This window comes from Rhodococcus sp. IEGM 1372 (assembly GCF_030056835.1).
GTDB lineage: Bacteria > Actinomycetota > Actinomycetes > Mycobacteriales > Mycobacteriaceae > Rhodococcoides.
This window is the reverse complement of the sequence record NZ_JASHKS010000003.1, coordinates 100,801-126,739: the sequence shown is the minus strand read 5'-3', so window position 1 is coordinate 126,739 and position 25,939 is coordinate 100,801. Positions and strand designations below refer to the sequence as shown.

Genomic DNA, 25,939 nt, shown 5'->3' with positions numbered 1-25,939 from the left:
GAGTTCTCCGTCCCGATCGGTGATGGTGCCCGGCAATTCTGACACGCTTAGGACCTGCCGGCAGCGGAGCGCGCCGACGCATCTCATCCGAGCGGCACGGTCACCGATCGATCGAGCAGTCCCCGCAGCACGTTTCGGTCGATGCCGGCAGCCACGTTCTGCAACTCGGCGATGCCGAACGCGCCCGAATCCAGGCCCCGCACCAGAACGCCTGCCAACGCCTGCGCTGTCGCCGGCTCGTCCATCACCTCACCACCCTGGCGGTCGAGGTAGCTGCCCAGCCGAGCAGCAGCGACCGGCATGGCCTGACGGAAGAAGCCGAATGTCGCCGACCACCGCGTCACCAGGTGGCCGGGATGCATGTCCCAACCCTGATAGAAGCCGCGCTCGAGGGATCTGGTCACCAGCTCGAAATGTCGACGCGCGGACGCAGCCACCTGCGCGGAATCGCCCGTCGGCACCACCTGAGTCGAACCGTCGCACACCCACACCCCGGTCTGCGCCGCTGCCGCCAGCATGACGTTCTTCGCATGGTCCGCCACCGGATGGGCCAGTGACTGCTGTGCAGAGGTGATTCCGCAGGCGGCACTGTAGTCGTAGGTACCGTAGTGCAGGGCGGTGCAGCGGCCGTCCGCCCTGGTGATCGCCCTCGCCAGGGTCGCCGTTCCGTCGGCCCCGATCACCGCCTGTGGGCTCTCGATCTGCAGCTCGAAGCGAAGGGCGCGATCGGGCAGGCCGTGCGCACGTTCGAGTTCCTCGCACAGGGCGACCACGGCGGCTACCTGCTCGACGGCGCGGAGCTTGGGTACGGTGAACACGAAGCCGTCGGGTACTCCCCCGGCTCCGTCCAGGACCAGCTCCAGGGTGCGAATCCCACGCCGACGCTCATGTGCGGCAAGCCCTTTGGCGCGGATCCCGAGCCACGTCGGTCCGGCCGGATCTTCGGCCAAAGTGGACAGAGCTGCCCCGACTGCGGTCGCGTGGCGGTCCTCGACGGCGTCGGATCGCCATCCGTAACCGTCCTCGAAATCGAATCTGAGGTCCTGGATGGGCGCACTTCCGAGCCGGTCGCGTACGAGGGGTAAGGCGTTCTGTGTGTCGAGTCCGGCGAACACCTCGGGGTGGGCGTCCAGGATTGCCAGAGCGGCAGCACCCCATTCGGCGGGCACAGCCGCCGACGCATCCGAGGCCGATACGTAGACGGTGTGAGAGGGCTGGCCACCGACTCGGTCGCCTGGATAATGCTGCGCGAGTTCGTCGTCGATGGGACCGAACAGTGATTCGAGGCGATCGAAGGCGTCGGCAGTCAGTGAAATTGCGCCCGGCCGGATGGAAGAGTCGGCGCTGTCGCTGTGTCCCGTCATGGGCATCACTGTCCCAGATGCGCCGTGTTTTCGATATTCGCCAGCCGGACCTTGCCCTGAGCAACCAGGCGTCCACTCTCGTCCGTCATGTCGACCTGCCAGAGCTGCTGGGTGCGGCCCCGATGAATCGGATGTCCGTGCGCGGCCAGGGTTCCCGATCGAGTCGCGCGCAGAAAGTCGGTGTTGTTGTTGGTTCCGACCACGTGCCCCCGGGAGCCGAACCAGGCCGATCCGCCGATACTCGCCACCGACTCGACCACCGAGCACAAAACCCCGCCGTGCATGATTCCGGCCGGCTGGTGGAGCTGCGGACTGACGGTCCATTCCGCGCGCACCTCGTCGCCGGATACCTCGAGGTACCGCAGGCCGATGACCCCGTCGAATCCTCGTGCACACAATTCGGTGAGCTGTTCCGGCGTCATGGTGTCGAAGGAGGTCTCCCCCGTGGTGCCGTTCGAGTCCGTCATTGCTGTGCCTTCCGGTTGCGTCGAGAGGGTGGCCGACTCGGCAGTCGGCTCCCGTTCAGAGATACACGACGATGGACCCACAAAAATCGGTGGGCCTCTCGTTCGCGAAGAACGAGAGGCCCACCGTGGCAAGGACCGGGAGTCACTGCAGCCCTCAGGACTCCGGCGCGGTCCGTTGGTACGAAGTAAGCATAGGCAAACCTTAGTTTCGGCGCAAGGCCTCCATGATGCCCGCAGTCTCGCGCGGCCAGGAACGCCGACGCGTGACCGCACGGGTGCCCCGGCCGCGACCATGGCGTCGAGCAGCATCTGACCCCGGCGCGCACCTGCCGATGCGCTCGCCCCAGCCAGAATCGGTACATACGTCGAGGCCCCCAGGATGGCGTCGCCGACCAGAGCCCAGAAGACACGCGCATTCAGCGGTGCGCGGTCGGCTATCGCGCGGAACACCGCGCCGAGCGACGTCGTGCATCGATGTGCAGTCCAGACCAACAGAGCCTGTTCGCACGGAAGTGTGACCGTCCCGGGCTCACCCGCGGCGGGATCCTCGGGCAGCACGCGCAGGATCGGCGATGTCACTCCCGCCCAATCGATCCCGCCGTCACTGTCCATGTGGATCCACAGATTGTCGATGCCCGGATCCCAGGCTCGTGCCTCCAACACCAGCAGCGCGGCCACGCGCCCGACGACGGCATGAATCAGAGCCGTAGCGACCTGCACTGCCGCAGCTTCGGGAACATCGAGATCCTCGAGCGATCGCCGGTACATCTGCTCGACGCGACCGTCGTCGAGACCCACCGCCAACTGCCACCAACGGCGCTTGCCCTCGTTCGCCATCGCTGCCACCGCGTACATCCGCGGGTAATCGGGGTTGAGTGCACGCAGGGTCGCACACGAGTCGGCCAACAGCGCCGCCCCGCCGGATCGACTCGAGAGTCGATGCACATCGGCCCAACCCGTATACGACGCTGCTGCAACTGACATCTGATCGCTCCTCAGTTTCCCGGCGGGTGCACGCGTCGCACCCCTACCCACTCAATGTAGGTTAGCCTAACCAGATTATAAAGCGGTCAGGCCGCTACCCTTACCTCACCTCACGCGCCGAGGAAGGGTTCCGTAACCTAAACCGTGTCCCTTCGAAACAGCGAGGAGTCACGAGCACTGTGACAACAGCTCCGCTACTCGGCCCCCACGGCGCACGCCGGTCTTCCGACGAGCCGTACGGGACCGAGGACGTGCCCACCGGGCCGCCGCCGCGTAGCTCTCGCCTCGCTGCAGCCGCGATCGACGCACTGATCGTGCTGATCCCCCTGTTCGTCGGCTGGTCGACCGTCGACGCGCTTCGTGACGACAACGGTGGCGGCCAGGCGGACCGATTCGTGTTCGGCACCATCGCGGTGTGCGTCGCGGTGGCTCTGTTCGTCTGGAACCGCGGATACCGCGACGGCAACGAAGGCCAGAGCACCGGCAAGCGCTGGCTGGGGCTCACGCTGCGAGACACCTCGACCCATGGCCCCATCGGCGCACGCCGGGCTCTGCGTCGTCAGTTCGGGATCGACACGTCGTCGTCGGAAGTGGTCCGCGACAAGACCGCGGCAGCAGAAGGATTCGAGCCCGTTCCCAAGGACGGCTCGGTCGCCGCGATCCGAAGGCGCAGGTTGCTCGGCCTGGCAGTCCTGGTCGTCGCGCTCGTGGCGGGCATCCTCGCCAGCATCGCCATCGGCGCGCGGCCACTGACGTTCGCCGAAATCGCCCATGCGCTGCTGAATTCGACGGGCACCGACACCGACATCATCGTGCGCACGTTGCGGATCCCACGCACGGTGCTCGCACTGGTCGTCGGCATCGCACTCGGCATCGCAGGCGCTCTCATCCAGGGGCACACCCGTAACCCGTTGGCAGACGCCAGCCTGCTCGGCCTCAATTCCGGGGCGGCGTTCTTCGTCGTCATGGCCATCTATCTGTTTCGGTTCACCTCGCCGAGTCAGTACCTGTGGTTCGCGTTCGCCGGTTCGGCGGTGGCGAGCATCGTCGTCTTCGGACTGTCGTCGATCGGGTCGGGCAGATCGAGTCCGGTCAATCTCGCCCTGGCCGGAGCAGGCGTCGCATTCTTTCTCTCGGCGATGACCAACGCCGTTGTGTTGCTCGATCAGACCAGCTTGGACGGCTACCGCTTCTGGGTGGTCGGATCCGTTGCCGGACGCGGCCTCGACGTACTGTGGCAGGTCCTGCCGTTCCTGGTGATCGGCGTCCTCATCGCACTGGCGAGCACCCCCGGCCTGAACGTCATGAGCCTCGGCGAGGACGTCGCACGATCCCTCGGGACCAACATCGCGATCACCCGAACCGTCGGCATCCTCGCCATCACGCTGCTCACCGGTGCAGCCACCGCAGCATGCGGGCCCATCGCGTTCGTCGGCCTCGTCGTCCCGCACATCGCCCGCGCGGTGACCGGACCCGACTACCGCTGGCTCGTCCCGTATGCAGGCCTCATGGGCGGAGTGATGCTCATGATCGCCGACGTCATCGGCCGGGTCGTGGTGCGTCCGGGCGAGCTTCAGGTGGGCATCGTTCTGGCACTGATCGGAGCGCCGTTCTTCATCGCTCTCGTCCGACGCCGGAAGTTGGTCGGCCTGTGACCGCCGACCTGCAGTCCCCCACACCGACGCCCAGCCATGGCGGCGTTCGCACCCGGCCTGCGTTCCGCCTCGGTCCGATCTCGATGGTCCGACGGCCACTGATGGTACTGACGACCGTCCTACTGGCTGCGGCGCTGGTGCTGGTCATGTGTGTGAACATCGGCCGAGGCGACTTCCCGCTGTCGATCGTGCAGGTCCTCGACGTGCTGCTCGGCGGCGGTTCGAGGATCGAACGATTCATCGTGATGGACCTGCGGCTGCCCCGATCACTGACCGGGCTCCTGGTCGGGGCCGCCCTCGGTATATCCGGCGCGATCACGCAGTCGATCTCCCGCAACGCCCTCGCCAGCCCCGACATACTGGGCATCACGGCCGGTTCCAGTGCCGCGGCCGTCGCGTTGATCGTGCTCGGCGGTGGCAGCAGCTTCAGCGGGCTGCTCGCCACCCTCGGCCTTCCTCTGGCGGCCTTGATCGGCGGCCTGCTCACCGCCATCGCGATCTATACCCTCGCCTGGCGCAAGGGCGTCGACGGATTCCGGCTCATTCTGGTCGGCATCGCCGTCAACGCCATGCTCACCGCGGTGATCGGCTGGCTGCTGATCAGCGCCGACATCAACGACGTCTCCCGCGCTCAGGTCTGGCTCAACGGGTCACTCAACGGAGCGGACTGGTCCGCGGTCTGGCCGGTCGCCATCGCGGTCGTCCTCGTCGGTGGCGGCACCGTCGTCGCGACGTTCACTCTGGGTGCCCTGCGACTCGGCGACGACAACGCACGATCGCTCGGGGTCCGTCTGCAACACAGTCAGGCCATGATGCTGCTCGCGGCCGTCGCACTCGCCGCGATCGCCACCGCCGCCGCGGGACCCATCGGATTCGTGGCGCTCGCCGCTCCCCAAATAGCGCTGAGGGTGCTGCGAACGCCCGGCCCGCCGATCATCGCGTCGGCACTTCTCGGTGGATTGCTGGTCGTGGCAAGCGATCTGATCGCGCGCACTATTCTGCCGGTGGAACTCCCGGTCGGCATCGTCACCTCGGCCCTCGGTGGACCGTTCCTGCTCTACCTACTCGTTCGCAGTAACCGAAAGGCCTCCGTATGACCACCAGCCACACCTCGCGTCTGATCGCGAACGATCTGAGCCTCGGGTACGGCGACCGCACCATCGTCGAACACCTCGATCTCGAGATTCACACCGGTGTCATCACCACGGTCATCGGACCCAACGGTTGCGGAAAGTCGACGCTGCTGCGTTCGCTCGGCCGCCTGCTCAAGCCCAAGGCCGGCAGCGTGATGCTCGACGGTCGGGCGATCTCGTCGATGAAGACCAAAGAGGTGGCCCGCACCCTCGGGATGCTGCCTCAGGCGCCCACTGCTCCCGAAGGACTGACCGTCGCAGATCTCGTGTCACGCGGTCGTCACCCCCACCAATCGTGGATCCGGCAGTGGAGCTCGGACGACGAGGCAGAGGTCGCGAACGCACTCGAACTGACCGGAATCAGCGACCTTGCCGACAGACCCGTCGACGAATTGTCCGGTGGCCAACGGCAACGCGCCTGGATCTCGATGGCACTGGCCCAGGGCACCGATATCCTGCTGCTCGACGAGCCGACCACCTATCTCGATCTGGCGCACTCCATCGAGGTCCTGGATCTCGTCGACCGCCTGCACGACGAACTCGGCCGCACCATCGTCATGGTCCTGCACGATCTGAACCTGGCAATCAGGTACAGCGACCGGTTGATCGTGATGAAGCAGGGCCGGATCGTCACCTCGGGCAGGCCACAGGACGTCATCTCCGAGCAGCTGCTGCTCGACGTGTTCGGCCTCGAAGCCGCCGTGATAGACGATCCGATGTCCGACCGTCCGCTCATCGTTCCGATCGGCACCCGCCACGTGTACGGGTCGGTCGGTGGACCCGTCCGGTCCGAGAGTCACGCCGCCGCAGGTGCTTCCACCGAGCGGTAGCGCGGGGTCTCACCGCTCGATCATCGTGCGTACCAGCTTGACGCCCTGGCCGATCGACACGTCGGGCAGATATGCCCGGCCGATCGCATTTCCGATGCTGGGCAGTGCGGCCGGATCCGCGAAGGTCATGTGCATCGGTTCGTAGCGAGGCTGGAACTTCGACTTGAACGCCAGTAGGGAACGGAATCCGTAGACGGGTTCGAGGGTGCGTCCGAGGACGTCGAGCAATCGCTCGAGCAGCCCAGACAGCGTGGACTGCTCGGCACTGGAGACGTGTTCGGGTTGCTTCTCGTCGACCTTGGCCAGGGGTGCGCCCGAGAGGCTGAGGAATCGGGCACCTTCCTGTTCGAGCAGCAGGGCCGCCGATGCGATGAGGAATTCCATCGTGGGCCGAAAGCCCTCGGACCGGCGTCTCATGAAGTCGAGCGTCCATCCGACGATGACGCCGTCCTCGTACACCGGCATCCACGAGGTCACGCCGTGCACGGTCCGGTTCTCGTCGACGGCGATCAGGCACCGCACGTTCTCGTCGTCGACCTCCTCGAGACCGCCGAGGGTGAAGCCCATCTCGGGCATACCCTTGTCCGCGACCCATTCCTCCGAGATCGCAGTGATCTGGTCCGTGATCGCCAGCGGGGCAGAAGGAAAGCGGATCCACTCGGCGACGACGCCGGCTTTCTTCGCTCTGTTCAGCGCAGTCCGCACGTCCTGGAATCGCTTGCCGGTGAACGCAATGCCGTCGAGGTCCAGAACCGTTTCCTCACCGACCTGGATTCCTCCCCAACCGAGGGAGTCGGTTATGCGGCGGACGTCGGGAGTGACGGAGTAGAAGCACGGGATCCACCCGTTCTCGGACGCGAACTCGGCGAACTCGACGACGTTGTCCCGCAGGGACTCCCGCGGACCGACGGGATCCCCGGTGGTCAGTGCCACGCCGGAGATGACCCGGTAGGCGACGTAGCTGCGACCGTCGGAACCGAACCAGTACTTGTTGCCTCGCCAGGTCGTCATCCACGACAGAGCGGATCCGCTGCTCGACATCAGCAAAGCGCGCGCACGTTCGGCGGCGTCGGTCTCGGTGCCGTACACCGGGGTGAGGAAGGTACTCGCAGCGAGCACGCAGACCACCACCCAGAACACCACACCGGTCCACTCGAAGAGCAGGGTCGTCGGCGTGCTCTGCGGGAGCAGGGCAGGTTCGAGCCATTGCAGGTAGACCGGGGGAACCAATCGTTGCGGGAAGTCCACCAGCAGTCCGCCGAAGGACGGCGAATCGGCGAAGCCACCGCGGGCCAGATACCCACCGAGCGAGTAGATCAGGGCGAGTCCTGCCGCCACCCCGACCACCGAGGCCGCCCATCGACGGTAGGTACCCGAAGGTGCCGACACGTCGAAGAACTTGCGCGTGACGATCAGAACGAGCAACACGATCAGGGGCAGCAGGAACGGTACCGCAGTGCGGTACGCCGTCGGCGATTCCAAGCCGTAGAACAGGGACTGGTCGTCACCGGACTCGAGGAATCGAATCGCGAAGTTGGCCACCGACAGTGCGAGCAGAATTCCCTTCGAGACCACCGCCATGGCCCACGCGAAACGCCTGCCTCGACGCAGGCCGTCACTGACCACCAGCAGGAACAACGACGGCATGATGCTCAGGATGGTCGGGCCGACTCCCCCGAGTCTGAGATCGAGCAGACCACGACGGCATTCGACCGGGTCGGTGGTCGCGTCGGCGCAGATTTCGCGCACCTCCGCCGCCGTGTACGGAACTCCCCGCACCACATCACGAAGTACCGCGAACGGCCCGACAGCGTTGGGGCTCAGGGCCGCCAGTACCGGGCCGAGGGCGCTCGCAGCGACGATCAGCGCAACCAGCACCCGGCCTTCGCGTCGGGTACCCGCCAGTCGAGGGCCACGTGCCGATCGACCGACGATCCACGGGCCCACGATCAGGCCGATCACCGCCGCAGCGAGTCGAACGACGTCCTGCAGGTGTCCACCGAACAATGCCAATGTCACCAGCAAGGCCAGCACGCCGACGCGGATTCGCCTGCGCCACAACGTATCCATTCGCGAGGTCGCGACCAGGACCACACCGAAGATCCAGGTCGTCGGGCCCACAGCGGTTCCGACGTGCAACCGGAATCCCCAGTCCGCGTCGAAGGTCTTGGCCAGAACCGCGAGACCGAGGCCGAACAACGAACCGGCCACCTGCGTCACGAACGCAGCGACGGCGAAGCGACGGGATCCGATACGGCGCTCGATCGGTGCGGCGGCCAGCAGCACCCCGACCGTGGCCACCACACAACCGGCGATGTTGGGTGCCGCCAGACCCGAGGTGAGCGGGGTCCACAGGTGCCAGTGCTCGAACGGCATGATGCCCACGGCGAAGTACTTGTCCATCTCGCCGCGGTTGTCCACGACCGCGGCGACGATGCCCATCACCCAGACGACGGCGAGCAAAGTGAAACTGACCGGTGCTCCCACGGCACCGAACACGATGAGCGCCCACACCCGCCGAAGCTGGCGCATCACTGCAGACGCACCTGACCTCAGGGATTCGGTGCGCGCGGACATCCACGACGGTTCGGCGGGTGTGGGTGGTTCGGCGTCCGCCGCGGACGGTCGTTCCGGATCGGTCACGTTCACGAAATCAACCCTGTTCTCGTTGCCAACCATGGCAGCTCGCGCCGGAGGCCTTCCGACCACACCGCGAAGCTGTGTCCGCCCGGTACTTCCACGTACTGCACATCCATTCCGGCGGCCTTCGCCGCGTCGTACATCTCCTGTTGGCCCGGTTTGTAGTCGTTGTCGTCGGACCCCACGACGAAAATACCGGCGGAGTCGGGGTACTGACGTGATTTCAGCAGGTCGAGTGGGTTGATGGCGGTGAACGCCGCGGAGTTTCCTCCGAAGGCCTGCTGCACCGTGCGGTCTCGATCGCCGAGAGTCGGCTCGCGCTGGCCGGAGAGGTCGAGGAACGTGGGATAGACATCGGGGTGATTGGTCGCCATCTGAATCGAGCACGTACCGCCGTAGGACAATCCGCCGATCGCCCAGTGTGCGCGATTGCGGTCCACCTGCAGCGCCGAGTCGATCCAGTCGGGAACGTCGCGGGAGAGATACGTGTCCACGTTGCCCAGCGGCGAGTCGACACAGAGCGGATTCGCCATCGACGACCCGGTTCCGTCCGCGACGACGACAACCGGCGCGAGACCGGCATGATCGCGAGCGAAATCGTCCATCGTCTCGGCGAGTTTTCCGCCGTTGAGCCAGTCCTCGGGTGCTCCCGGCTGGCCGGCGAGCAGCACGAGAACCGGAAGGAGCGGGCGAGGATCGGCGAAGTAGGCGGGCGGCAGGTAGATCTCCGCATCTCGTGCGGTGAAGTTCGACGCGGTGGCCGGAATGGATGCCGAGGTGATCTTTCCGGCGGTTGCCAGATCTGCCGGTGCTGTCCACACCGAGTCCAGAGGTGTTCCCGTAACGGTCTGTTCCACCGCAGCGGGCACATCCGAGAACTGAATGCGCGCCGCCGACTCGGCGCCGAGAGCATTGCCCACGGTGGGATACGCGTCGAACTCGAGATTGACGTGCAGGGCCGACGCCGCCACCACGAACACCATCGCCAGCACCGACGCCAGCGTGCCCAGCACCCCTCGGGCGGTCACCGCCCTGGGAATCACCGCGAACAGCGCAGCGAGGCCCACTCCGATCCACACGTAGATCGAGGTCTCTATCGGATCCGGGAACGGTCGCCACACCTTCTCGACCACCACGTAGCCGATCGCCGTGACGACGATCGCTGCCGTGACGACGATCGGCACTGCACGTGTGGCGTATCGCCGCGACCTCGAGACGAGCTTCCACAGACCACCGAGGGCACCGAGAACGGACACGATCACCGGTACCGGACCATCGATCAACGACAGGGAATCGAACCACTCCACGCTTTCGTCTCCGCTCACTTCTCGAACGTCGGGCCGAAAGGCGGCACGATCACAGCACAGATTATTCGCCCCGGGAGTCCCGCGGTCGAGACCCGCCGATTCGTCGCGACTGTGACTATGACCGATCCCACACCAGTTGAACGGTCGGTACTACCACGAGTAGTACGCATCCACGTCGGAGTAGCCGTAGACTCGGACGAATGGCTGGTCTTGGTGAACTAGAGCGCGCAGTGATGGACCATCTGTGGGAGTCGTCCGATCCCCAGACCGTTCGACAGGTCCACGAGGCACTTGCGACGCATCGTGAACTCGCGTACACGACAGTGATGACGGTGCTGCAGCGGCTGGCCAAGAAGAAGTTGGTCGTCCAGCAACGCGACGACAGAGCGCACCGCTACGCACCGTTGCACGGTCGCGACGAGCTGGTCGCAAGCCTTATGGTCGATGCGCTGTCGCAGGCACCGGCGTCGGGTGGACGCGCAGCGGCACTCGTGCACTTCGTCGGTCAGGTGGGGGCCGACGAAGCCGACGCCCTCCGTGAGGCGCTTGCCGCGTTGGAAGTGGCACAATCGACATCGAAGTCCCCTTCGGCTGGAGATCGCCGTCCGACGGACTGACGCTCGCGGCAGTAGGTGAGGACATGAACTCGACGACTGCGCTGGTATTCGCAGTACTCGCGCTGATCCTGGCTGGGCCGGTTCCGGCAGTGCTCGCTCGCGCGAGCTGGCCGTACCGGTCACCGCGCGCCGCTTTGGTTCTCTGGCAGGCAATTGCTCTCGCTGCGGTGCTCTCGGCTTTCAGCTCCGGCCTCGCGATCGGCGGACTGCTGCTCGTCCCCGGACCTGACGGTCGTCCCACGACGGCACCGACCGACGAGATCGACGCGCTCGGTCTGCCCCTGTGGACTCTCTACGTCGTCGTCCTCGCCATCACGCTCGGCATCGGTGCCAAGCTCATGTTCTCCGTCGTTCGGGTAGCGGTCAGAACCCGTCGCCGACGTTCCAGGCATCGCGTGCTCGTCGATCTGCTGGATCGAACCGACTTGGGAGAGAACCCTTTTCGCGGCCTTCGCGACGCAGACATCCGGGTACTCGACGCGGCCGAACCGATCGCGTACTGCCTACCCGGTCTGCGTCAGCGGGTGGTCCTGAGTCGGGGAACGTTGGCCAGCCTGTCCGAGGCCGAGGTCACTGCGATCCTCAGCCACGAGCGGTCACATCTACGCGCCCGCCACGATCTGGTTCTCGAAGCGTTCACCGCCGTCAACGAAGCCTTCCCGCGGATCGTCCGTAGCAAGTCGGCGCTCGGCAGCGTGCAGCTGCTGGTCGAGCTGCTCGCAGACGACTCGGCGGTCAAGGTCACCGGACCCACTCCGTTGGCCAGGGCACTGGTCACGTGCGCCGGGTCCACCGCACCGCGTGGCGCGATGGCCGCCGGAGGGCCGCACACCCTCATCCGTGTGCAGCGCTTGAGCGGCCCGGGCAGCGATGTGCGCATCGCCGCGGCGGCCTACGCGGCGGCCGTGGTGATCCTGGTTCTTCCGACGATCTACGTTGCCATGCCGTGGCTGGAGGAGCTGAGCAAGCTCATCGGGTGAGCTCGCGCGCGATCGGGGTCGCACAGGTCACATCGACTCGAGTCGAACAATTGGCGGTACGTCCCGTACAGTAGAGACCGGTCGCCATCGCGACCTAGCAATCGAAATGGCACAAACAGCCCCACTTTATGCAGTTCTCATCTGCATTCTGATGGCCAGGTGACAGTGCCCTGGCTCGTATCAATGTGTTCTGGCTGTTTTTCGTGTTTCCCGGTTCTTCGGGTGCTCTCAGCTTCGGGCTTATTGGCGTGCCCGTAATCCGGAGAGGCTTTACTGCGTGACCCACGCTGTTTCCAACACACCCGTTTCCACCACTTCCGACACCACGGCAGTCCCGACGCCCGTAGCGGCACCGGCCTTCACCTTCGCCGATCTCGGACTGCCCGAGGCTGTCGTCGCCGCATTGGCGCGCAACTCGATCACCGTGCCCTCCCCCATCCAGGAGAAGGCGCTTCCCGACGCGATCGCCGGTAAGAACGTCCTCGGTCGCGCGCAGACCGGCTCGGGCAAGACCCTGGCCTTCGGCCTGCCGATCCTGCAGCGCCTGTCGCTGCACACCGATCGCCCGGCCGCCAAGCGCCCGCGTTCGCTCGTGCTGGTCCCCACCCGCGAGCTCGCCTTCCAGGTCGTCGAGTCCCTCGCTCCCTACGCCAATGCTCAGGGCCTGCGAGTCATGCCAGCCGTCGGCGGTACCCCGTTCAACAAGCAGGTCGAGCAGCTCCGACGCGGAGTCGACGTCCTCGTCGCCACTCCCGGCCGCCTCGCCGATCACCTCCGCCAGGGCACCTGCATCCTGGACTCCATCGAGATCACCGCGCTCGACGAGGCCGATCAGATGGCCGACATGGGCTTCCTGCCCGAGGTGCGTGCAGTCCTCGCCGACACCCCGGCAGACGGACAGCGCATGCTGTTCTCTGCCACCCTCGACCGTGAGGTCCAGTCGCTGGTTCGCCAGTTCCTGCCCGATCACGTCGAGCACTCCACCCAGGACGGCAAAGCCAGTGTCCGGACCATGGATCACTACGTCCTCATGGTCGACCGGGGTCAGAAGGATCTCGTTCTCTCCGAGATCGGTGCTCGCGAAGGCGGTCGCACCATCATGTTCGCGCGTACCAAGCTGGGCTGCGACGGGATCACCGATCGCCTCCGTGCGCTCGGTATCGCCGCGGAGTCGCTGCACGGCGGTAAGGCTCAGAACCAGCGCACCCGCGTTCTCGAGCGCTTCAAGAACGGCCGCACCCCCGTCCTCGTCGCTACAGACGTTGCTGCTCGCGGAATCCACGTCGACGGTATCGACCTGGTCGTCCACGTCGATCCGCCCGCAGACCACAAGGACTACCTGCACCGCGCAGGACGCACGGCACGCGCAGGCGAGAAGGGCACCGTCGTCGCGATCGTGCTCCCCAACCAGCGTCGTCAGGTTCTGCGTCTGACCGGTATGGCCGGCGTCAAGGCCACTGCCGTCAACGTCTCGCCCGGTTCGGCCGAGCTGAACAGCATCACCGGGGCGAAGAAGCCGACCGGTGAGCCTCTGCGCGCCGAGTCCGCTCCTCGTGACCGGAACAGCCGTCCCGGCTACCAGGGCTCCAACCCCCGTAGCGGCGGCGGATACCAGGGCTCCAACCCGCGCAGCGGCGGCGGATACCAGGGCTCCAACCCGCGCAGCAGCGAGGGCTACCAGGGCGACCGTCCCCGCACCGGCTACCAGGGTTCGAACCCGCGCAGCAGCGAGGGCTACCAGGGGTCCAACCCGCGCAGCAGCGGCGGATACCAGGGCTCCAACCACCGCAGCAACGAGGGCTACCAGGGCGACCGCCCGCGTCGCTCCGAGGGTCGCGGCTACGAGGGTCGTGGATCCGACAACCGTGGCTCCGACAACCGTCGTCCCGCGTCCGGCCCCCGCCAGGACGAGCACCGCTCCGGAGGCTTCCGCAGCCGCACGGAACGCCGTTCGTACGACGGTTTCGACGGTCCGGCTCGCAGCCACTGATCGGTTCGTAACCGTGCGGTCGTAACTCGACCGGAGCATATTTCGACGACATGAGGTGTCGCATTCTTCGCGAATGCGGCACCTCTTGTCGTTGTCTACGGCCAGGTTTGAGTTCTGCTGGGGGGGTTAGCTCGCGCGACGCCGCTCGGCAGGGAAAGCTGTCTGTATGACCTCAGCAGCAGAACCGACAGAACTGGCTCAGATCGGAGTCACCGGACTCGCCGTCATGGGCTCCAACATCGCCCGCAACTTCGCCCATCACGGCCACACCGTCGCATTGCACAACCGCAGTGTCGCCAAGACCGATGCCCTGATCGCCGAGCACGGCACCGAGGGCAACTTCGTTCGCACCGAAACCATCGAGGAGTTCGTCGCCGCTCTCGCGAAGCCGCGCCGAGTGCTCATCATGGTCAAGGCAGGCGACCCGACCGACGCTGTGATCGAGGAGCTTGCAGGCGCGATGGAGGAGGGCGACATCATCATCGACGGTGGTAATGCCCTCTACACCGACACCATTCGTCGCGAGGCGGCCATGAAGGAGCGCGGACTGCTCTTCGTCGGTGCCGGCATCTCCGGCGGCGAAGAAGGCGCGCTCAACGGACCGTCGATCATGCCGGGTGGTCCGGCCGAGTCCTACAAGGCCCTGGGTCCGCTACTGGAATCGATCGCAGCTCAGGTCGACGGCACGCCGTGCTGCACCCACATCGGACCCGACGGCTCCGGACACTTCGTCAAGATGGTCCACAACGGCATCGAATACGCCGATATGCAGCTCATCGGTGAGGCGTACAACCTGTTCCGCGACGCTCTCGGCTACACGCCTGCTCAGGTAGCGGACGTGTTCACCGAATGGAACAACGGTGATCTGGAGAGCTACCTCGTCGAGATCACCGCCGAGGTTCTTCGACAGGTCGACGCCAAGACCGGTCAGCCTCTCGTCGACGTGATCGTCGATGCTGCCGAACAGAAGGGCACCGGTCGCTGGACGGTCAAGGCGGCCCTGGACCTCGGGGTTCCTGTCACCGGTATCGCCGAGGCGGTGTTCGCTCGGGCTCTGTCGGGGTCACGCGCTCAGCGCAAGGCAGCCGTCGGACTCGCCTCGGGAACACTGGCCGACAAGCCGACCGACGCGGAGCAGTTCACACACGACATCAGTCGGGCTCTGTACGCGTCGAAGATCGTCGCCTACGCACAGGGCTTCGACCAGATCGCCGCGGGCAGTGCCGAATACGACTGGAATCTGCATCCCGGTGACCTCGCCACGATCTGGCGCGGTGGCTGCATCATTCGCGCGCGGTTCCTCGACCGCATCAAGGACGCGTACGACGACAACGCCGAACTGCCGAGCTTGATCCTGGCCCCGTACTTCCGTGATGCCATCGAGAACGCCATCGACAGCTGGCGTCGGGTCGTCATCACCGCGGCCTCGTTGGGTATTCCGGTCCCCGCGTTCGCGTCCTCGCTCTCCTACTACGACGCGTTGCGGGCAGAGCGTCTACCTGCCGCTCTGACACAGGGACAGCGAGATTTCTTCGGGGCACACACCTACGAGCGAACCGACTCGGAAGGAAAGTTCCACACTCTGTGGAGCGGCGATCGTTCCGAGATCGAAGCCTGACCGACGACCGCCCGCCGGTGGCGCTGCGTGCATCACGCAGCGCCACCGGTGGTACGTACCGAGAACAAGGTCAGACGGGCACCGGCCCGAGTATCGGTTGGACCACCGTCGACGGGATGCCCTCCCACGGCAGTGCACCTTCCAGGTCCTTCCACACCGCCTGCACCGCACTGAAGCACCCTTGGCCGTACACGTCGGATGCGGTGTACAGAATATCCGCACAGTCCGGTACGTCGATGGTGAACAGATCGAATCCGGCTGCAGTGCAACCGATTCCGGACTCGAGCTCCAGCATTCCCGAGACCACCGATGCGCCGAGCGAATTGAGAATTCTCGAGGACTCGTGCGGCCCGCGCCCCGTCAGGACGATTTCCGGGCTGCCGAAATTCGTGAGACCGACCGTGTAGCAGAACGCCGGATGGATACCGTCGGGATCGACTTCCGATTCGACGTACTGCAGGGCCCAGCCACACCTGTCGATGGTGCGTATCACGCCCTCGATGTACTCGTCGACGCTGTGGCCCTGACACATCTTGCACATAGCTCCCCCACACTCTGCGTGCGATCGCCCCCTCGGCAATCACGGTGTCGAACGCCGATCGAACATGCGTTCTGCCCCGAGTATGGCGCGGGGCACCGACAAGAAGATTCCGACGCACGGCCGACGCAGCGGTATGGTCACAGCCATGCCGGGTCAATCCGTTCGATCGTTCGCAGAACTGGGACTGCCCGTGGTTCTCGTGCACTCGCTCAGGAAAGCGGGTGTCTCCGAGCCGTTTCCGATCCAGTCCGCCGCCCTGCCCGATGCGCTCGCGGGTCGCGATGTGCTGGGCCGTGCTCCGACCGGATCCGGCAAGACTCTCGCGTTCGGGCTTCCGCTGCTCGTGCGGCTTGCCGGCCGACGCAGCGAGCCCGGTGCACCGCGTGGACTCGTGCTGGCTCCCACTCGCGAACTCGCGCTCCAGATCCAGGAAGTGCTCGACGTCCACGGTGCGACGTTCGGCCTGCGCAGCGTCGGCGTGGTCGGCGGCGTTCCGCTCGAGCGCAATGTCAGAGAGATCCAGCGCGGAATCGACATCGTGGTGGCCACCCCCGGTCGCCTCAACGATCTCCTCGAGCGTCGTTCGATCACGTTGAATCGAGTGGAGGTCACCGTGATAGACGAGGCAGATCGCATGGTGGACATGGGATTTCTGCCCCAGGTCGATTCGCTTCTCGCTGCGACACCGACCGGCGGCCAGCGGCTGCTGTTCTCGGCGACCCTGGACGGAGACGTCGACCGCCTGGTCGAGAAGTTCCTCAGCGATCCGGCCGAACATTCCACCGCGGAGTCGGTGAGCGAACCGGACATCGCGCATTACGTGTTCAGGGTCGATGCCGGCCGCAAGACAGAAGTAGCTGCCGCACTTGCCAACAGGGACGGGCGCACGTTGCTGTTCGTCCGCACCACTCACGCGGTCGACCGGCTCACCGACGACTGTCGCCGGCTGGGCGTACCGGTATCGTCGTTGCACGGCAACAAGACTCAGGCGCACCGCACACGTTCGCTGGCCGCTTTCGGCGACGGCGCATCGACCGCGCTGATCGCGACCGATGTCGCGGCACGTGGGGTTCACGTCGACGACGTCAGCCTCGTGGTCCACGTGGACCCACCACTGGATTCCAAGGACTACGTGCATCGCGCAGGTCGCACTGCCCGCGCCGGCTCCAGCGGAACCGTCGTGACGTTGGCTACGGCCGAACAGGTGGATCACGTGTGCGCGATGGCGGGCGATGCCGGTGTCTCGGCAACGGTGGTCGACACCGAGAGCGATCCCACCTCGTGGCGTCGATTGACCGGGGCGCGTACACCCATCGGCAGGCCGCTCCCGGCCGAGGCGGTCGAAGCACCGGCACAACGTGGCTCGCGGCGCGGTGCTGCGCCCGTCCGACACGAGCGAGGCGGGCGGGCCGGGGGCAGGCGGGGCGGCAACAGAGGACGACGCGGGTGACCGCGTCGTGGTTGTCGATCGCGCTCGCCCTGGTTTCGGCATTCCTGTTCGCCTGTGCGTCGGTGGCACAGCAGAGCGCCGCGGCGTCGGTCCCCGAGGGAACGTCACTGCTCTCGGCTCTGATCCGAAGCCCCAGATGGTGGGTGGGCGTACTCGGCGACGGGGGTGGCTACGCCGTTCAGATCGCTGCACTGTGGGTCGGTTCGGTCCTGGTCGTGCAGCCGTTGCTCGTCACCGCCCTGCTGTTCGCACTCCCGATGTCGGCGAAATTGGCGGGCCGGGTTCTCCCTGCTTCGACGTGGGTGCTCGCATTCCTGCTTGCCGCCGCCCTCGCGGTGTTCATCGTGGTCGGCGACCCCAGCGAAGGTGACACCGACGCCCCTCTGTCCGACTGGATCGTTCCTCTGATCGTCGCCGCGGTCGTGATCGGCGGCGCAGCAGTGGGAGGTCTGCTCCTGACCGCCCCCGGTGTGCGGGCCCTGTTGCTCGGAGCCGCCGGAGGGTTGCTGTTCGGTCTGGCCGCGGCTCTGACGAAGTTGGTCACCGACCTCGTGGAGAACGAGAGGTTCGGCGCGTTGACGGCCTGGCAGACCTACGCCCTCGTCGGATCGGGAGTTCTCGGCTTCTACCTCCAACAACGCGCGTTTCAAGTCGGTCCGCTGTCCGCGTCCATGCCTGCCGTCACGATCGGCGAGCCCCTCGGCGCTGCGTTCATCGGCATCACGGTCCTGGACGAGCGAATCAGAACCGACGGGGCTTCCCTCGCCGTCATCGCCGTAGCGGTGTCCGTCATGATCGCCGCGACGATTCGACTGTCGCAGACCCAGGCGTCGACTCGCATCGAAAGGGAGACGGTGGACGGGGCGTCGACCCCGCCGATCGCGCCCGACCGGTAGTCTCGATCAACGTGCAGTTCCTCGATGGTCATCAGCCGCCCTACGATCTCACCTACGACGATGTCTTCCTCGTCCCCAACCGAACCGACGTCACGTCGCGATTCGATGTCGACCTCAGTACGGTCGACGGCTCGGGAACGACCATTCCGATCGTCGTGTCGAACATGACCGCGGTGTCGGGTCGGCGTATGGCCGAAACCGTCGCACGTCGCGGAGCGATCGCAGTGATCCCGCAGGATCTCCCCACCGAGGCCGTCGCCGAAACCGTCGCATTCGTCAAGAGTCGCGACCTGATTGCGGACACACCGGTCGTCCTCGGCCCCAACGCATCCGTGTCCGACGCCTTGGCGCTGATGCACAAGCGTGCACACGGCTCGGTCGTGATCGTCGAACACGGCAAGCCGATCGGAGTCGTGTCCGAGGGTGCCTGCGCCGACGTCGACCGATTCGCGCGGCTCAGCTCCGTGGCGTCGGCCGATTTCGTGCGAGCCCCTCGCCATGCGTCACCCAAGGAAGTTTTCGAGCTGATGGAGGCGGCACATGCCCACCTCGCCGTCGTCGTCGAGAACGACGGCTCCCTGGCAGGTGTGGTCACCAGGACCGGCGCGATCAGAACCGGCATCTACGCGCCTGCAGTCGACGCGTCGGGTCGCCTCCGTATCGCTGCCGCGGTCGGCATCAACGGCAACGTGGCCGAGAAGGCGACTGCACTGGCCGAGGCCGGGGCCGATGTGCTCGTGATGGACACCGCTCACGGGCATCAGCAGAAGATGCTCGAAGCCCTCGCTGCCGTGCGCTCCCTCGATCTCGGCGTTCCCCTGGCGGCCGGCAATGTGGTGTCCGCGCAGGGGACGCGCGATCTGGTGGAGGCGGGCGCGGACATCGTCAAGGTCGGTGTCGGGCCGGGAGCGATGTGCACGACACGCATGATGACCGGCGTCGGACGCCCCCAGTTCTCGGCTGTCGCCGATTGTTCGGCTGCGGCAGCCGAACTCGGGGCTTCGGTGTGGGCCGACGGCGGTGTACGCCACCCACGTGACGTTGCTCTCGCACTGGCTGCCGGCGCTGCGAACGTCATGATCGGCTCGTGGTTCGCCGGCACGTACGAGTCGCCGGGCGACCTGCGGGTGGACGCATCCGGCAATCGGTACAAGGAGAGCTTCGGTATGGCGTCGAAGCGAGCAGTTGCCGCCCGTACCGCCACCGATGGGGCGTTCGACCGGGCTCGCAAGGCCTTGTTCGAGGAGGGCATTTCCAGTTCGCGGATGCGCCTCGATCCCGATCGCCCCGGTGTCGAGGACCTGATCGATCACATCTGTGCCGGAGTTCGCAGTACCTGCACGTATGCGGGTGCCCGTTCGCTGCCGGAGTTGGCCGAACGAGCAGTTCTGGGAGTCCAGTCCGCAGCCGGATTCGCCGAAGGACGGCCCCTGCCCTCCGGGTGGTGACGGTCGGGCACGGTTAGACTCACCCACAGCAAACACAGTTGTTCGCGCTCGTCACTCGTCGGACATTCGAGCATTCGATTCCCGACGTGTGGCGGAACGGTCGGCTCCTCACGAGGTGGGACCACATCGCGAACCGAACAGAAGGGAATCAGGTGCCCGAGGCACCCACTATCTCGGTTGCCGTAGCGGCAACTGCGGAACAACACGACGACGGTTCCACTTCGGAGGGATCCTCTATCGAGCCGGGAGAGAAACCCGGCGACACAGATTTCGGCAACCACGTGCACTCCGGCGGCGCGATGCTCCTGTCCCAGCTTCGACGGTCCCGGCTCAGGCGGAGCTGACGCGTGGCACTTCTTCTGACCATCGTCAGCCTGCTCGGTTTCGTCGCTCTGACGGCCGGCACCGCACTGTTCGTTGCGGCCGAGTTCTCTCTGACTGCTCTCGAACGCAGTGCGGTCGAGTCACAGGCCGACAACGGCGACCTGCGCTCACGCCAGGTGCTGCACGCCCACAAGACACTGTCGTTTCAGCTGTCCGGTGCCCAACTCGGCATCACCATCACGACACTGATCACCGGTTACCTGGCCGAACCTGTGCTGGCCGGCTTCATTCGGCCGCTGGCCGACGCGCTGGGCGCATCCGAGACCCTCTCCGCAGGAATCTCGCTCGCCGTGGCGCTGATCCTGGCCACGTCGTTCTCGATGATCTTCGGTGAGCTGGTTCCCAAGAACATCGCCATTGCGAAACCGATGTCGACCGCTCGTGTCACCGCCGGTGCGATGGCCGGGTTCTCGCTGGTCTTCAAGTGGGCCATCAACGGGCTCAACGGCTCGGCGAACTGGCTGGTACGCCGGCTCGGCATCGAACCGGCGGAAGAACTGAGATCCGCGCGGTCGCCGCAGGAACTGGGTTCGCTGGTCCGCACGTCGGCGCGGCAGGGATCGATCGACGAGAACACTGCACGACTGGTCGATCGGTCGTTGCAGTTCGGTGATCGCACGGCCGAGGAACTGATGACGCCACGAGTCAAGATCGAAACGCTCGCCACCGACGCCACAGTGGCCGATTTGATCGAAACGGCGGCGCGGACCGGCTTCTCGCGCTTTCCGGTGGTCGACGGCGATCTGGACGACACCATCGGCGTCGTTCACATCAAGCATGCGTTCACCGTTGCCGGAGCGCATCGCCGGTCGACGACCGTCGAGTCCCTGGCACGCGACGTTCCTGTCGTACCGTCCAGCCTCGACGGCGACGCGGTGATGGAACGGGTACGCGCCGACGGTATGCAGGTCGCTCTCGTCGTCGACGAGTACGGCGGAACCGCGGGCATGGTCACGATGGAGGATCTGATCGAGGAAATCGTCGGTGACGTGCGCGACGAACACGACGAACCCGAACTCGACGTCTCCAGATCGGGCGACGGTTGGGATTGCGCAGGCTTGCTGCGCATCGACGAGGTCGCGTCGGCCACGGGATATTCCGCACCGGAGGGCGAGTACGAGACCATCGGCGGTCTGGTTCTGACCGAGTTGGGTCGCATTCCGACCGAGGGGGACGCAGTTCTGTTGCCTCCGCCGGCGAACGAGGATCCGCTCGAACGAGACGGCGGTTGGGTGGCACGGGTGATTCGGATGGACGGCCGTCGCATCGACCGGGTGGTGCTCCTGCCCGTCGACGCGGCAGCGGTGGCTCGGATGAGATCGGACGGTGAGATCGATGGGTGATTTCCTCGGAGTCGGTCTCGCCGTTCTACTGCTCGCCGGCAACGCATTCTTCGTCGGAGCCGAGTTCGCACTGATCTCGGCCCGGCGGGATCGCCTCGAAGCGCTGCTCGCACAGGGCAAGAAGCGCGCTCAGAGCGTGATCGAGGCCGGTCAGAACCTGTCGCAGATGCTCGCCGCTGCACAGCTCGGCATCACGATCTGTTCTATTCTTCTCGGTCGTGTGGCAGAGCCTGCAGTGGCACACCTGATCGAGGTTCCGCTCGAGGCAGTCGGCATTCCCGAGTCCTTCCTGCACCCGATCGCCTTCGCCATCGCGTTGACGCTCGTGGTCGTTCTGCACATTCTCATCGGTGAGATGGTGCCCAAGAACATCGCGATCGCGGGCCCGGAGAGCACCGCCATGGTTCTGGTGCCCATCCATCTGCTGTTCATCAAGGTGGCACTGCCGCTGATCTCGTTCTACAACATGTGCGCCAACCTCACCCTTCGACTGCTGCGGATCGAGCCGAAGGACGAGCTGAGTTCCTCGGTATCGGCGGTCGAGTTGTCGCAGATGATCGGCGAATCACGATCCGAGGGACTGATCGACGCCGAGGAGCATCGACGATTGCGGCAGGCCCTGGAAACGTCCGGCCGGACGGTGGGTGAGGTTCTGATTCCCTCGCACCAGGTTCGCAGTATCGAGTTGTCCGGTCCCGATCACACCCTCGGACCCACGCTGGGCTCGGTCGAACGAGCCGTCATCGAAACGGGATTCTCGCGCTATCCGGTTCGCGACGCCTCGGGGGCACTTGTGGGCTACCTGCACCTCAAGGACGTACTCGACGACATGGCCGACGAGTCGGCAGGACCGGACACGGTCATTCCCCGCAGTGATGTGCGAGCACTGCCGGTGGTCTCCATCGACACGGTGCTCGACGACGCGTTGACCAAGTTGCGTCGGGCCAGCAGCCACCTCGGCGCCGTGCACGACGCGACCGGTGCCACGGTCGGTATCGTCGCGCTCGAGGACCTGGTCGAGGAGTTCGTCGGTACGGTTCGGGACGGCACACACCGGGTGGCGGGTCCCCGTCCGGGTCAATCGTCGTCCAACTTCAAGCCTGCGACTACTCCCCCACGGAACGCGTGAATGCCCAATTCGACGTTGGTGAGCGAAGGGCAGTGGACCGCTCGTCGTGCTGCGCATACGGCGCGGGTGGAGAACCTCGTCGGTGACTATCTGACCGACCGGGGCCACGGCGGCGTCCATCCGGTGCTCGATTTTCTGTTCACCTACTACAGCCACCGCCCGGGTCAGCTACGCCGATGGAATCCAGGTCATGGCGTCGTACTCACCGGCGATCGTGCGCGTGACTACGCGGAGTTCGCGTCCTACGAGCAGGTGGACACCACCGACGGCCCGGGTTTTCGGGTGCGGTCGGATCTGGTCCAGCGTCGACGATCGAGCATCGAATTCACCCTCGGCCTGCTCTCCGCCACCCGAGACAGGCCACCGGTGCTCGGCTGTTTCGGACTGCACGAGTGGGCGATGGTCTACCGCGGGGGAACGTCGGCGCAGCGTCACGAGCAGGTGCCACTGCGTCTCGGACACGACGGAACCGATGCCGTGGTCGATTCGATGACGTTGCGCTGCACCCACTACGACGCCTTCCGGTTCTTCACCCCCGAGGCCGCGCCGCGCAACGCTCGTGCCCTGTCCCCGGAGTCGCGTCTGACATCCGAGCAACCCGGGTGCATTCACGCCTCGATGGATCTGTACAAGTGGTGCTACAAGCTGGGACCGCTGATCGATTCCGAGTTTCTCACCGACTGCTTCGAGCTGGCTCTGCACGCGCGAACGATCGACATGCGCGCGAGCCCGTACGACCTGAGCGACTACGATCTCGAACCCATTCGAATAGAGACCGCGGCCGGACGAGCGGAATACGTGCGTGCGCAGGGAGAGTTGTCGAGCGAAGCGGCACCTCTACGCTCGGCGTTGATCGCTCGATGCCAGAATTTACTGATCGGCGGCGAGTTCGGCGTCGGACCTACCGCCGAGTAACATCGACAGCGTTGTCGTGGGGACACCGGTCACCGGTGTCCATGACCGGAAAGAGTGAGGAATTCATGACCGATCGTGTGCAGGCTGGTGGACTTCAGGTCGCCAAGGTCCTATTCGATTTCGTCGAGAAGGAGGCGCTGCCGGGTACCGACGTGGATTCGGATGCCTTCTGGGCCGGTGCCGCGTCGCTGATCGCCGATCTCGCTCCCAAGAACAAGTCGTTGCTCGCTGTCCGCGACGAGATCCAGGGCAAGGTCGACGCCTGGCACGGTGAGCACGCGGGGCCGAACTACGACCGCGCCGCGTACAAGGCATTCCTGAAGGAGATCGGCTACCTGCTCGACGAGCCGGCCGACTTCCAGATCAGCACCTCCGGTGTCGACACCGAGATCACCACCACGGCCGGGCCGCAGCTCGTGGTGCCGGTGCTCAATGCCCGGTTCGCGATCAACGCGTCCAACGCACGGTGGGGCTCGCTGTACGACGCTCTCTACGGAACCGATGCCATTCCCGAGACCGACGGTGCCGAGAAGGGCACCAGCTACAACAGGGTCCGCGGCGACAAGGTCATCGCCTTCGCGCGGGACTTCCTCGACGAAGCGCTGCCCCTGAGCTCCGGTTCGCACGTCGGTACCACCGGATACGTCGTCGACGCAGCGTCTCTGACGGTGACTCTCGCCGACGGAAGCACCGTCGGGCTGAAGGATCCGTCACAGCTGCTCGGCTACCAGGGCACCCCGGATGCGCCGTCGGCGATCCTGTTCGTCCACAACGGCTTGCACTTCGAGATCCAGATCGACCCCGAGAGCCCGATCGGCAAGACCGACGGCGCGGGAGTCAAGGACGTTCTGCTCGAGTCCGCTGTCACCACCATCATGGACTTCGAGGACTCCGTCGCTGCCGTCGATGCGGACGACAAGGTCCTCGGCTACCGCAACTGGCTCGGCCTGATGAAGGGCGACTTGACCGAGGAAGTCTCCAAGGGCGGCAAGAGCTTCACTCGTGCGATGAACAAGGACCGCACCTACACCTCGGTCGACGGTTCCGAACTGACACTGCACGGTCGCTCGCTGCTGTTCGTCCGCAACGTCGGTCACCTGATGACCTCGGATGCGATCCTCGATGCCGACGGCAACGAGGTGCCCGAGGGCATCCTCGACGCGCTGTTCACCTCGCTCGCCGGTATGCACTCGCTGACCTCGGACAACGTGCTGTCCAACTCACGCACCGGTTCGCTGTACATCGTCAAGCCCAAGATGCACGGACCGGACGAGGTCGCGTTCACCGCGGAGCTGTTCGGCCGTGTCGAGCAGGTCCTCGGCCTTCCGACCAACACACTCAAGGTCGGCATCATGGACGAGGAACGCCGCACGACGGTCAACCTCAAAGCGTGCATCCAGGCCGCATCCGAGCGGGTCGTGTTCATCAACACCGGCTTCCTCGACCGCACCGGCGACGAGATCCACACCTCGATGGAGGCGGGTCCCGTCGTGCGCAAGGGTGCGATGAAGGGCGAGAAGTGGATCGCGGCCTACGAGGACTTCAACGTCGACACCGGTCTGGCTGCAGGCCTCGAAGGCAAGGCGCAGATCGGTAAGGGCATGTGGGCCATGCCCGATCTGATGCACGACATGCTCGAGCAGAAGATCGGCCACCCCAAGGCCGGAGCCAACACCGCGTGGGTTCCCTCGCCTACCGCAGCGACCTTGCACGCCCTGCACTATCACAAGGTCGATGTCTTCGCCCGCCAGCACGAGATCGCACAGGCCAAGCGCGCCACCGTCGACGACATTCTCGAAATTCCTCTCGCGCCGTCCACGGACTGGACCGACGAGGAGAAGCAGAACGAGCTCGACAACAACTCGCAGTCGATCCTGGGCTACGTGGTGCGGTGGATCGACCACGGCGTCGGCTGCTCGAAGGTGCCCGACATCAACGACATCGCACTCATGGAAGACCGTGCGACGCTTCGTATTTCGAGTCAGTTCATCGCGAACTGGCTGCGCCACGGCATCGTCACCGAAGACCAGGTGCGCGAGTCGCTGAAGCGGATGGCACCGGTGGTGGACCGCCAGAACGAAGCCGATCCGACGTACAAGCCGTTGGCTCCCGACTTCGACACCAACATCGCTTTCCAGGCTGCCAGTGACCTGATCTTCCAGGGCACCAGCCAGCCCAACGGCTACACCGAGCCGATCCTGCATCGTCGCCGACGGGAGTACAAGGCCGTCAACGCCTGACGGACTTG

General features: G+C 65.6%; 19 protein-coding genes and 1 pseudogene. 14 read left to right on the top strand and 6 right to left on the bottom strand.

What is annotated here, in order from left to right; translation table 11 throughout:
* Nucleotides 1–83 precede the first annotated feature (83 nt).
* From QM590_RS05195 to QM590_RS05185, 3 genes and pseudogenes are all read right to left on the bottom strand, one after another.
* Nucleotides 84–1,364 carry a DUF6986 family protein gene (locus QM590_RS05195; RefSeq protein ID WP_269594072.1) on the bottom strand — a complete coding sequence of 427 codons (1,281 nt, stop codon included), beginning with the start codon at nucleotides 1,362–1,364 and terminating at the stop codon, nucleotides 84–86.
* Nucleotides 1,365–1,369: 5 nt separating this feature from the next.
* The gene (locus tag QM590_RS05190) at nucleotides 1,370–1,786 is read right to left on the bottom strand and encodes a PaaI family thioesterase (protein WP_269594223.1); all 417 of its coding nucleotides are present in this window, start codon (nucleotides 1,784–1,786) and stop codon (nucleotides 1,370–1,372) included.
* Between the two features lie 279 nt (nucleotides 1,787–2,065).
* Nucleotides 2,066–2,815: pseudogene (locus tag QM590_RS05185) on the bottom strand (hypothetical protein); the annotation flags it as partial.
* A gap of 179 nt (nucleotides 2,816–2,994) precedes the next feature.
* Here QM590_RS05185 and QM590_RS05180 point away from each other — a divergent pair.
* From QM590_RS05180 to QM590_RS05170, 3 genes are all read left to right on the top strand, one after another.
* The gene (locus QM590_RS05180) at nucleotides 2,995–4,470 is read left to right on the top strand and encodes a FecCD family ABC transporter permease (RefSeq protein ID WP_269594071.1); all 1,476 of its coding nucleotides are present in this window, start codon (nucleotides 2,995–2,997) and stop codon (nucleotides 4,468–4,470) included.
* 83 nt (nucleotides 4,471–4,553) lie between these two features.
* Complete coding sequence (locus QM590_RS05175) at nucleotides 4,554–5,567, top strand: FecCD family ABC transporter permease (protein WP_231893713.1); 1,014 nt, start codon at nucleotides 4,554–4,556, stop codon at nucleotides 5,565–5,567.
* Nucleotides 5,564–6,433: an ABC transporter ATP-binding protein gene (locus tag QM590_RS05170; protein WP_269594070.1), complete on the top strand. Its 870-nt coding sequence runs from the start codon at nucleotides 5,564–5,566 to the stop codon at nucleotides 6,431–6,433. The genes QM590_RS05175 and QM590_RS05170 overlap by 4 nt, the downstream gene beginning before the upstream one ends.
* 9 nt (nucleotides 6,434–6,442) lie before the next feature.
* Here QM590_RS05170 and QM590_RS05165 read toward each other — a convergent pair whose 3' ends face one another.
* Both QM590_RS05165 and QM590_RS05160 read right to left on the bottom strand, forming a co-directional pair.
* On the bottom strand, nucleotides 6,443–9,010 hold the full coding sequence (locus QM590_RS05165; RefSeq protein WP_411741299.1) for a bifunctional lysylphosphatidylglycerol flippase/synthetase MprF: 2,568 nt from the start codon (nucleotides 9,008–9,010) through the stop codon (nucleotides 6,443–6,445).
* 68 nt (nucleotides 9,011–9,078) lie between these two features.
* Nucleotides 9,079–10,380 (bottom strand): alpha/beta hydrolase, encoded by a 1,302-nt coding sequence (locus QM590_RS05160; protein WP_269594221.1) that lies wholly within the window; start codon nucleotides 10,378–10,380, stop codon nucleotides 9,079–9,081.
* A 200-nt stretch (nucleotides 10,381–10,580) separates the two neighbouring features.
* Here QM590_RS05160 and QM590_RS05155 point away from each other — a divergent pair, with 200 nt between their 5' ends.
* The 4 genes from QM590_RS05155 to gnd all read left to right on the top strand — a co-directional run bounded on the left by QM590_RS05155 (nucleotide 10,581) and on the right by gnd (nucleotide 15,585).
* Nucleotides 10,581–10,997 carry a BlaI/MecI/CopY family transcriptional regulator gene (locus tag QM590_RS05155; RefSeq protein ID WP_094641733.1) on the top strand — a complete coding sequence of 139 codons (417 nt, stop codon included), beginning with the start codon at nucleotides 10,581–10,583 and terminating at the stop codon, nucleotides 10,995–10,997.
* Between the two features lie 23 nt (nucleotides 10,998–11,020).
* Nucleotides 11,021–11,977: a M56 family metallopeptidase gene (locus QM590_RS05150; RefSeq protein WP_094641731.1), complete on the top strand. Its 957-nt coding sequence runs from the start codon at nucleotides 11,021–11,023 to the stop codon at nucleotides 11,975–11,977.
* Between the two features lie 277 nt (nucleotides 11,978–12,254).
* Nucleotides 12,255–13,967, top strand: coding sequence for a DEAD/DEAH box helicase (locus QM590_RS05145; RefSeq protein WP_442972435.1), 1,713 nt, complete (start codon nucleotides 12,255–12,257; stop codon nucleotides 13,965–13,967).
* Between the two features lie 166 nt (nucleotides 13,968–14,133).
* Entirely contained in the window at nucleotides 14,134–15,585 is a 1,452-nt protein-coding gene (gene gnd / locus QM590_RS05140; protein WP_094615060.1) for an NADP-dependent phosphogluconate dehydrogenase, read from the top strand.
* 70 nt (nucleotides 15,586–15,655) lie between these two features.
* Here gnd and QM590_RS05135 read toward each other — a convergent pair whose 3' ends face one another.
* Nucleotides 15,656–16,117, bottom strand: a complete 462-nt coding sequence (locus QM590_RS05135) for a DUF4262 domain-containing protein (protein ID WP_262498327.1) — start codon at nucleotides 16,115–16,117, stop codon at nucleotides 15,656–15,658.
* A gap of 73 nt (nucleotides 16,118–16,190) precedes the next feature.
* On the opposite strand from QM590_RS05135, the gene QM590_RS05130 reads away from it, so the two are divergent.
* From QM590_RS05130 to QM590_RS05100, 7 genes are all read left to right on the top strand, one after another.
* On the top strand, nucleotides 16,191–17,576 hold the full coding sequence (locus tag QM590_RS05130) for a DEAD/DEAH box helicase (RefSeq protein ID WP_269594069.1): 1,386 nt from the start codon (nucleotides 16,191–16,193) through the stop codon (nucleotides 17,574–17,576).
* The gene (locus tag QM590_RS05125; protein ID WP_094671513.1) at nucleotides 17,573–18,472 is read left to right on the top strand and encodes a DMT family transporter; all 900 of its coding nucleotides are present in this window, start codon (nucleotides 17,573–17,575) and stop codon (nucleotides 18,470–18,472) included. The genes QM590_RS05130 and QM590_RS05125 overlap by 4 nt, the downstream gene beginning before the upstream one ends.
* A gap of 11 nt (nucleotides 18,473–18,483) precedes the next feature.
* Entirely contained in the window at nucleotides 18,484–19,920 is a 1,437-nt protein-coding gene (locus QM590_RS05120) for a GuaB1 family IMP dehydrogenase-related protein (protein ID WP_269594068.1), read from the top strand.
* 347 nt (nucleotides 19,921–20,267) lie between these two features.
* Nucleotides 20,268–21,647 (top strand): hemolysin family protein, encoded by a 1,380-nt coding sequence (locus QM590_RS05115; RefSeq protein ID WP_068047389.1) that lies wholly within the window; start codon nucleotides 20,268–20,270, stop codon nucleotides 21,645–21,647.
* Nucleotides 21,640–22,776, top strand: coding sequence for a hemolysin family protein (locus tag QM590_RS05110; protein ID WP_149405728.1), 1,137 nt, complete (start codon nucleotides 21,640–21,642; stop codon nucleotides 22,774–22,776). The genes QM590_RS05115 and QM590_RS05110 overlap by 8 nt, the downstream gene beginning before the upstream one ends.
* Entirely contained in the window at nucleotides 22,777–23,691 is a 915-nt protein-coding gene (locus tag QM590_RS05105) for a 3-methyladenine DNA glycosylase (protein WP_269594067.1), read from the top strand.
* 65 nt (nucleotides 23,692–23,756) lie between these two features.
* Nucleotides 23,757–25,931: a malate synthase G gene (locus QM590_RS05100; protein ID WP_269594066.1), complete on the top strand. Its 2,175-nt coding sequence runs from the start codon at nucleotides 23,757–23,759 to the stop codon at nucleotides 25,929–25,931.
* Nucleotides 25,932–25,939: the final 8 nt, after the last annotated feature.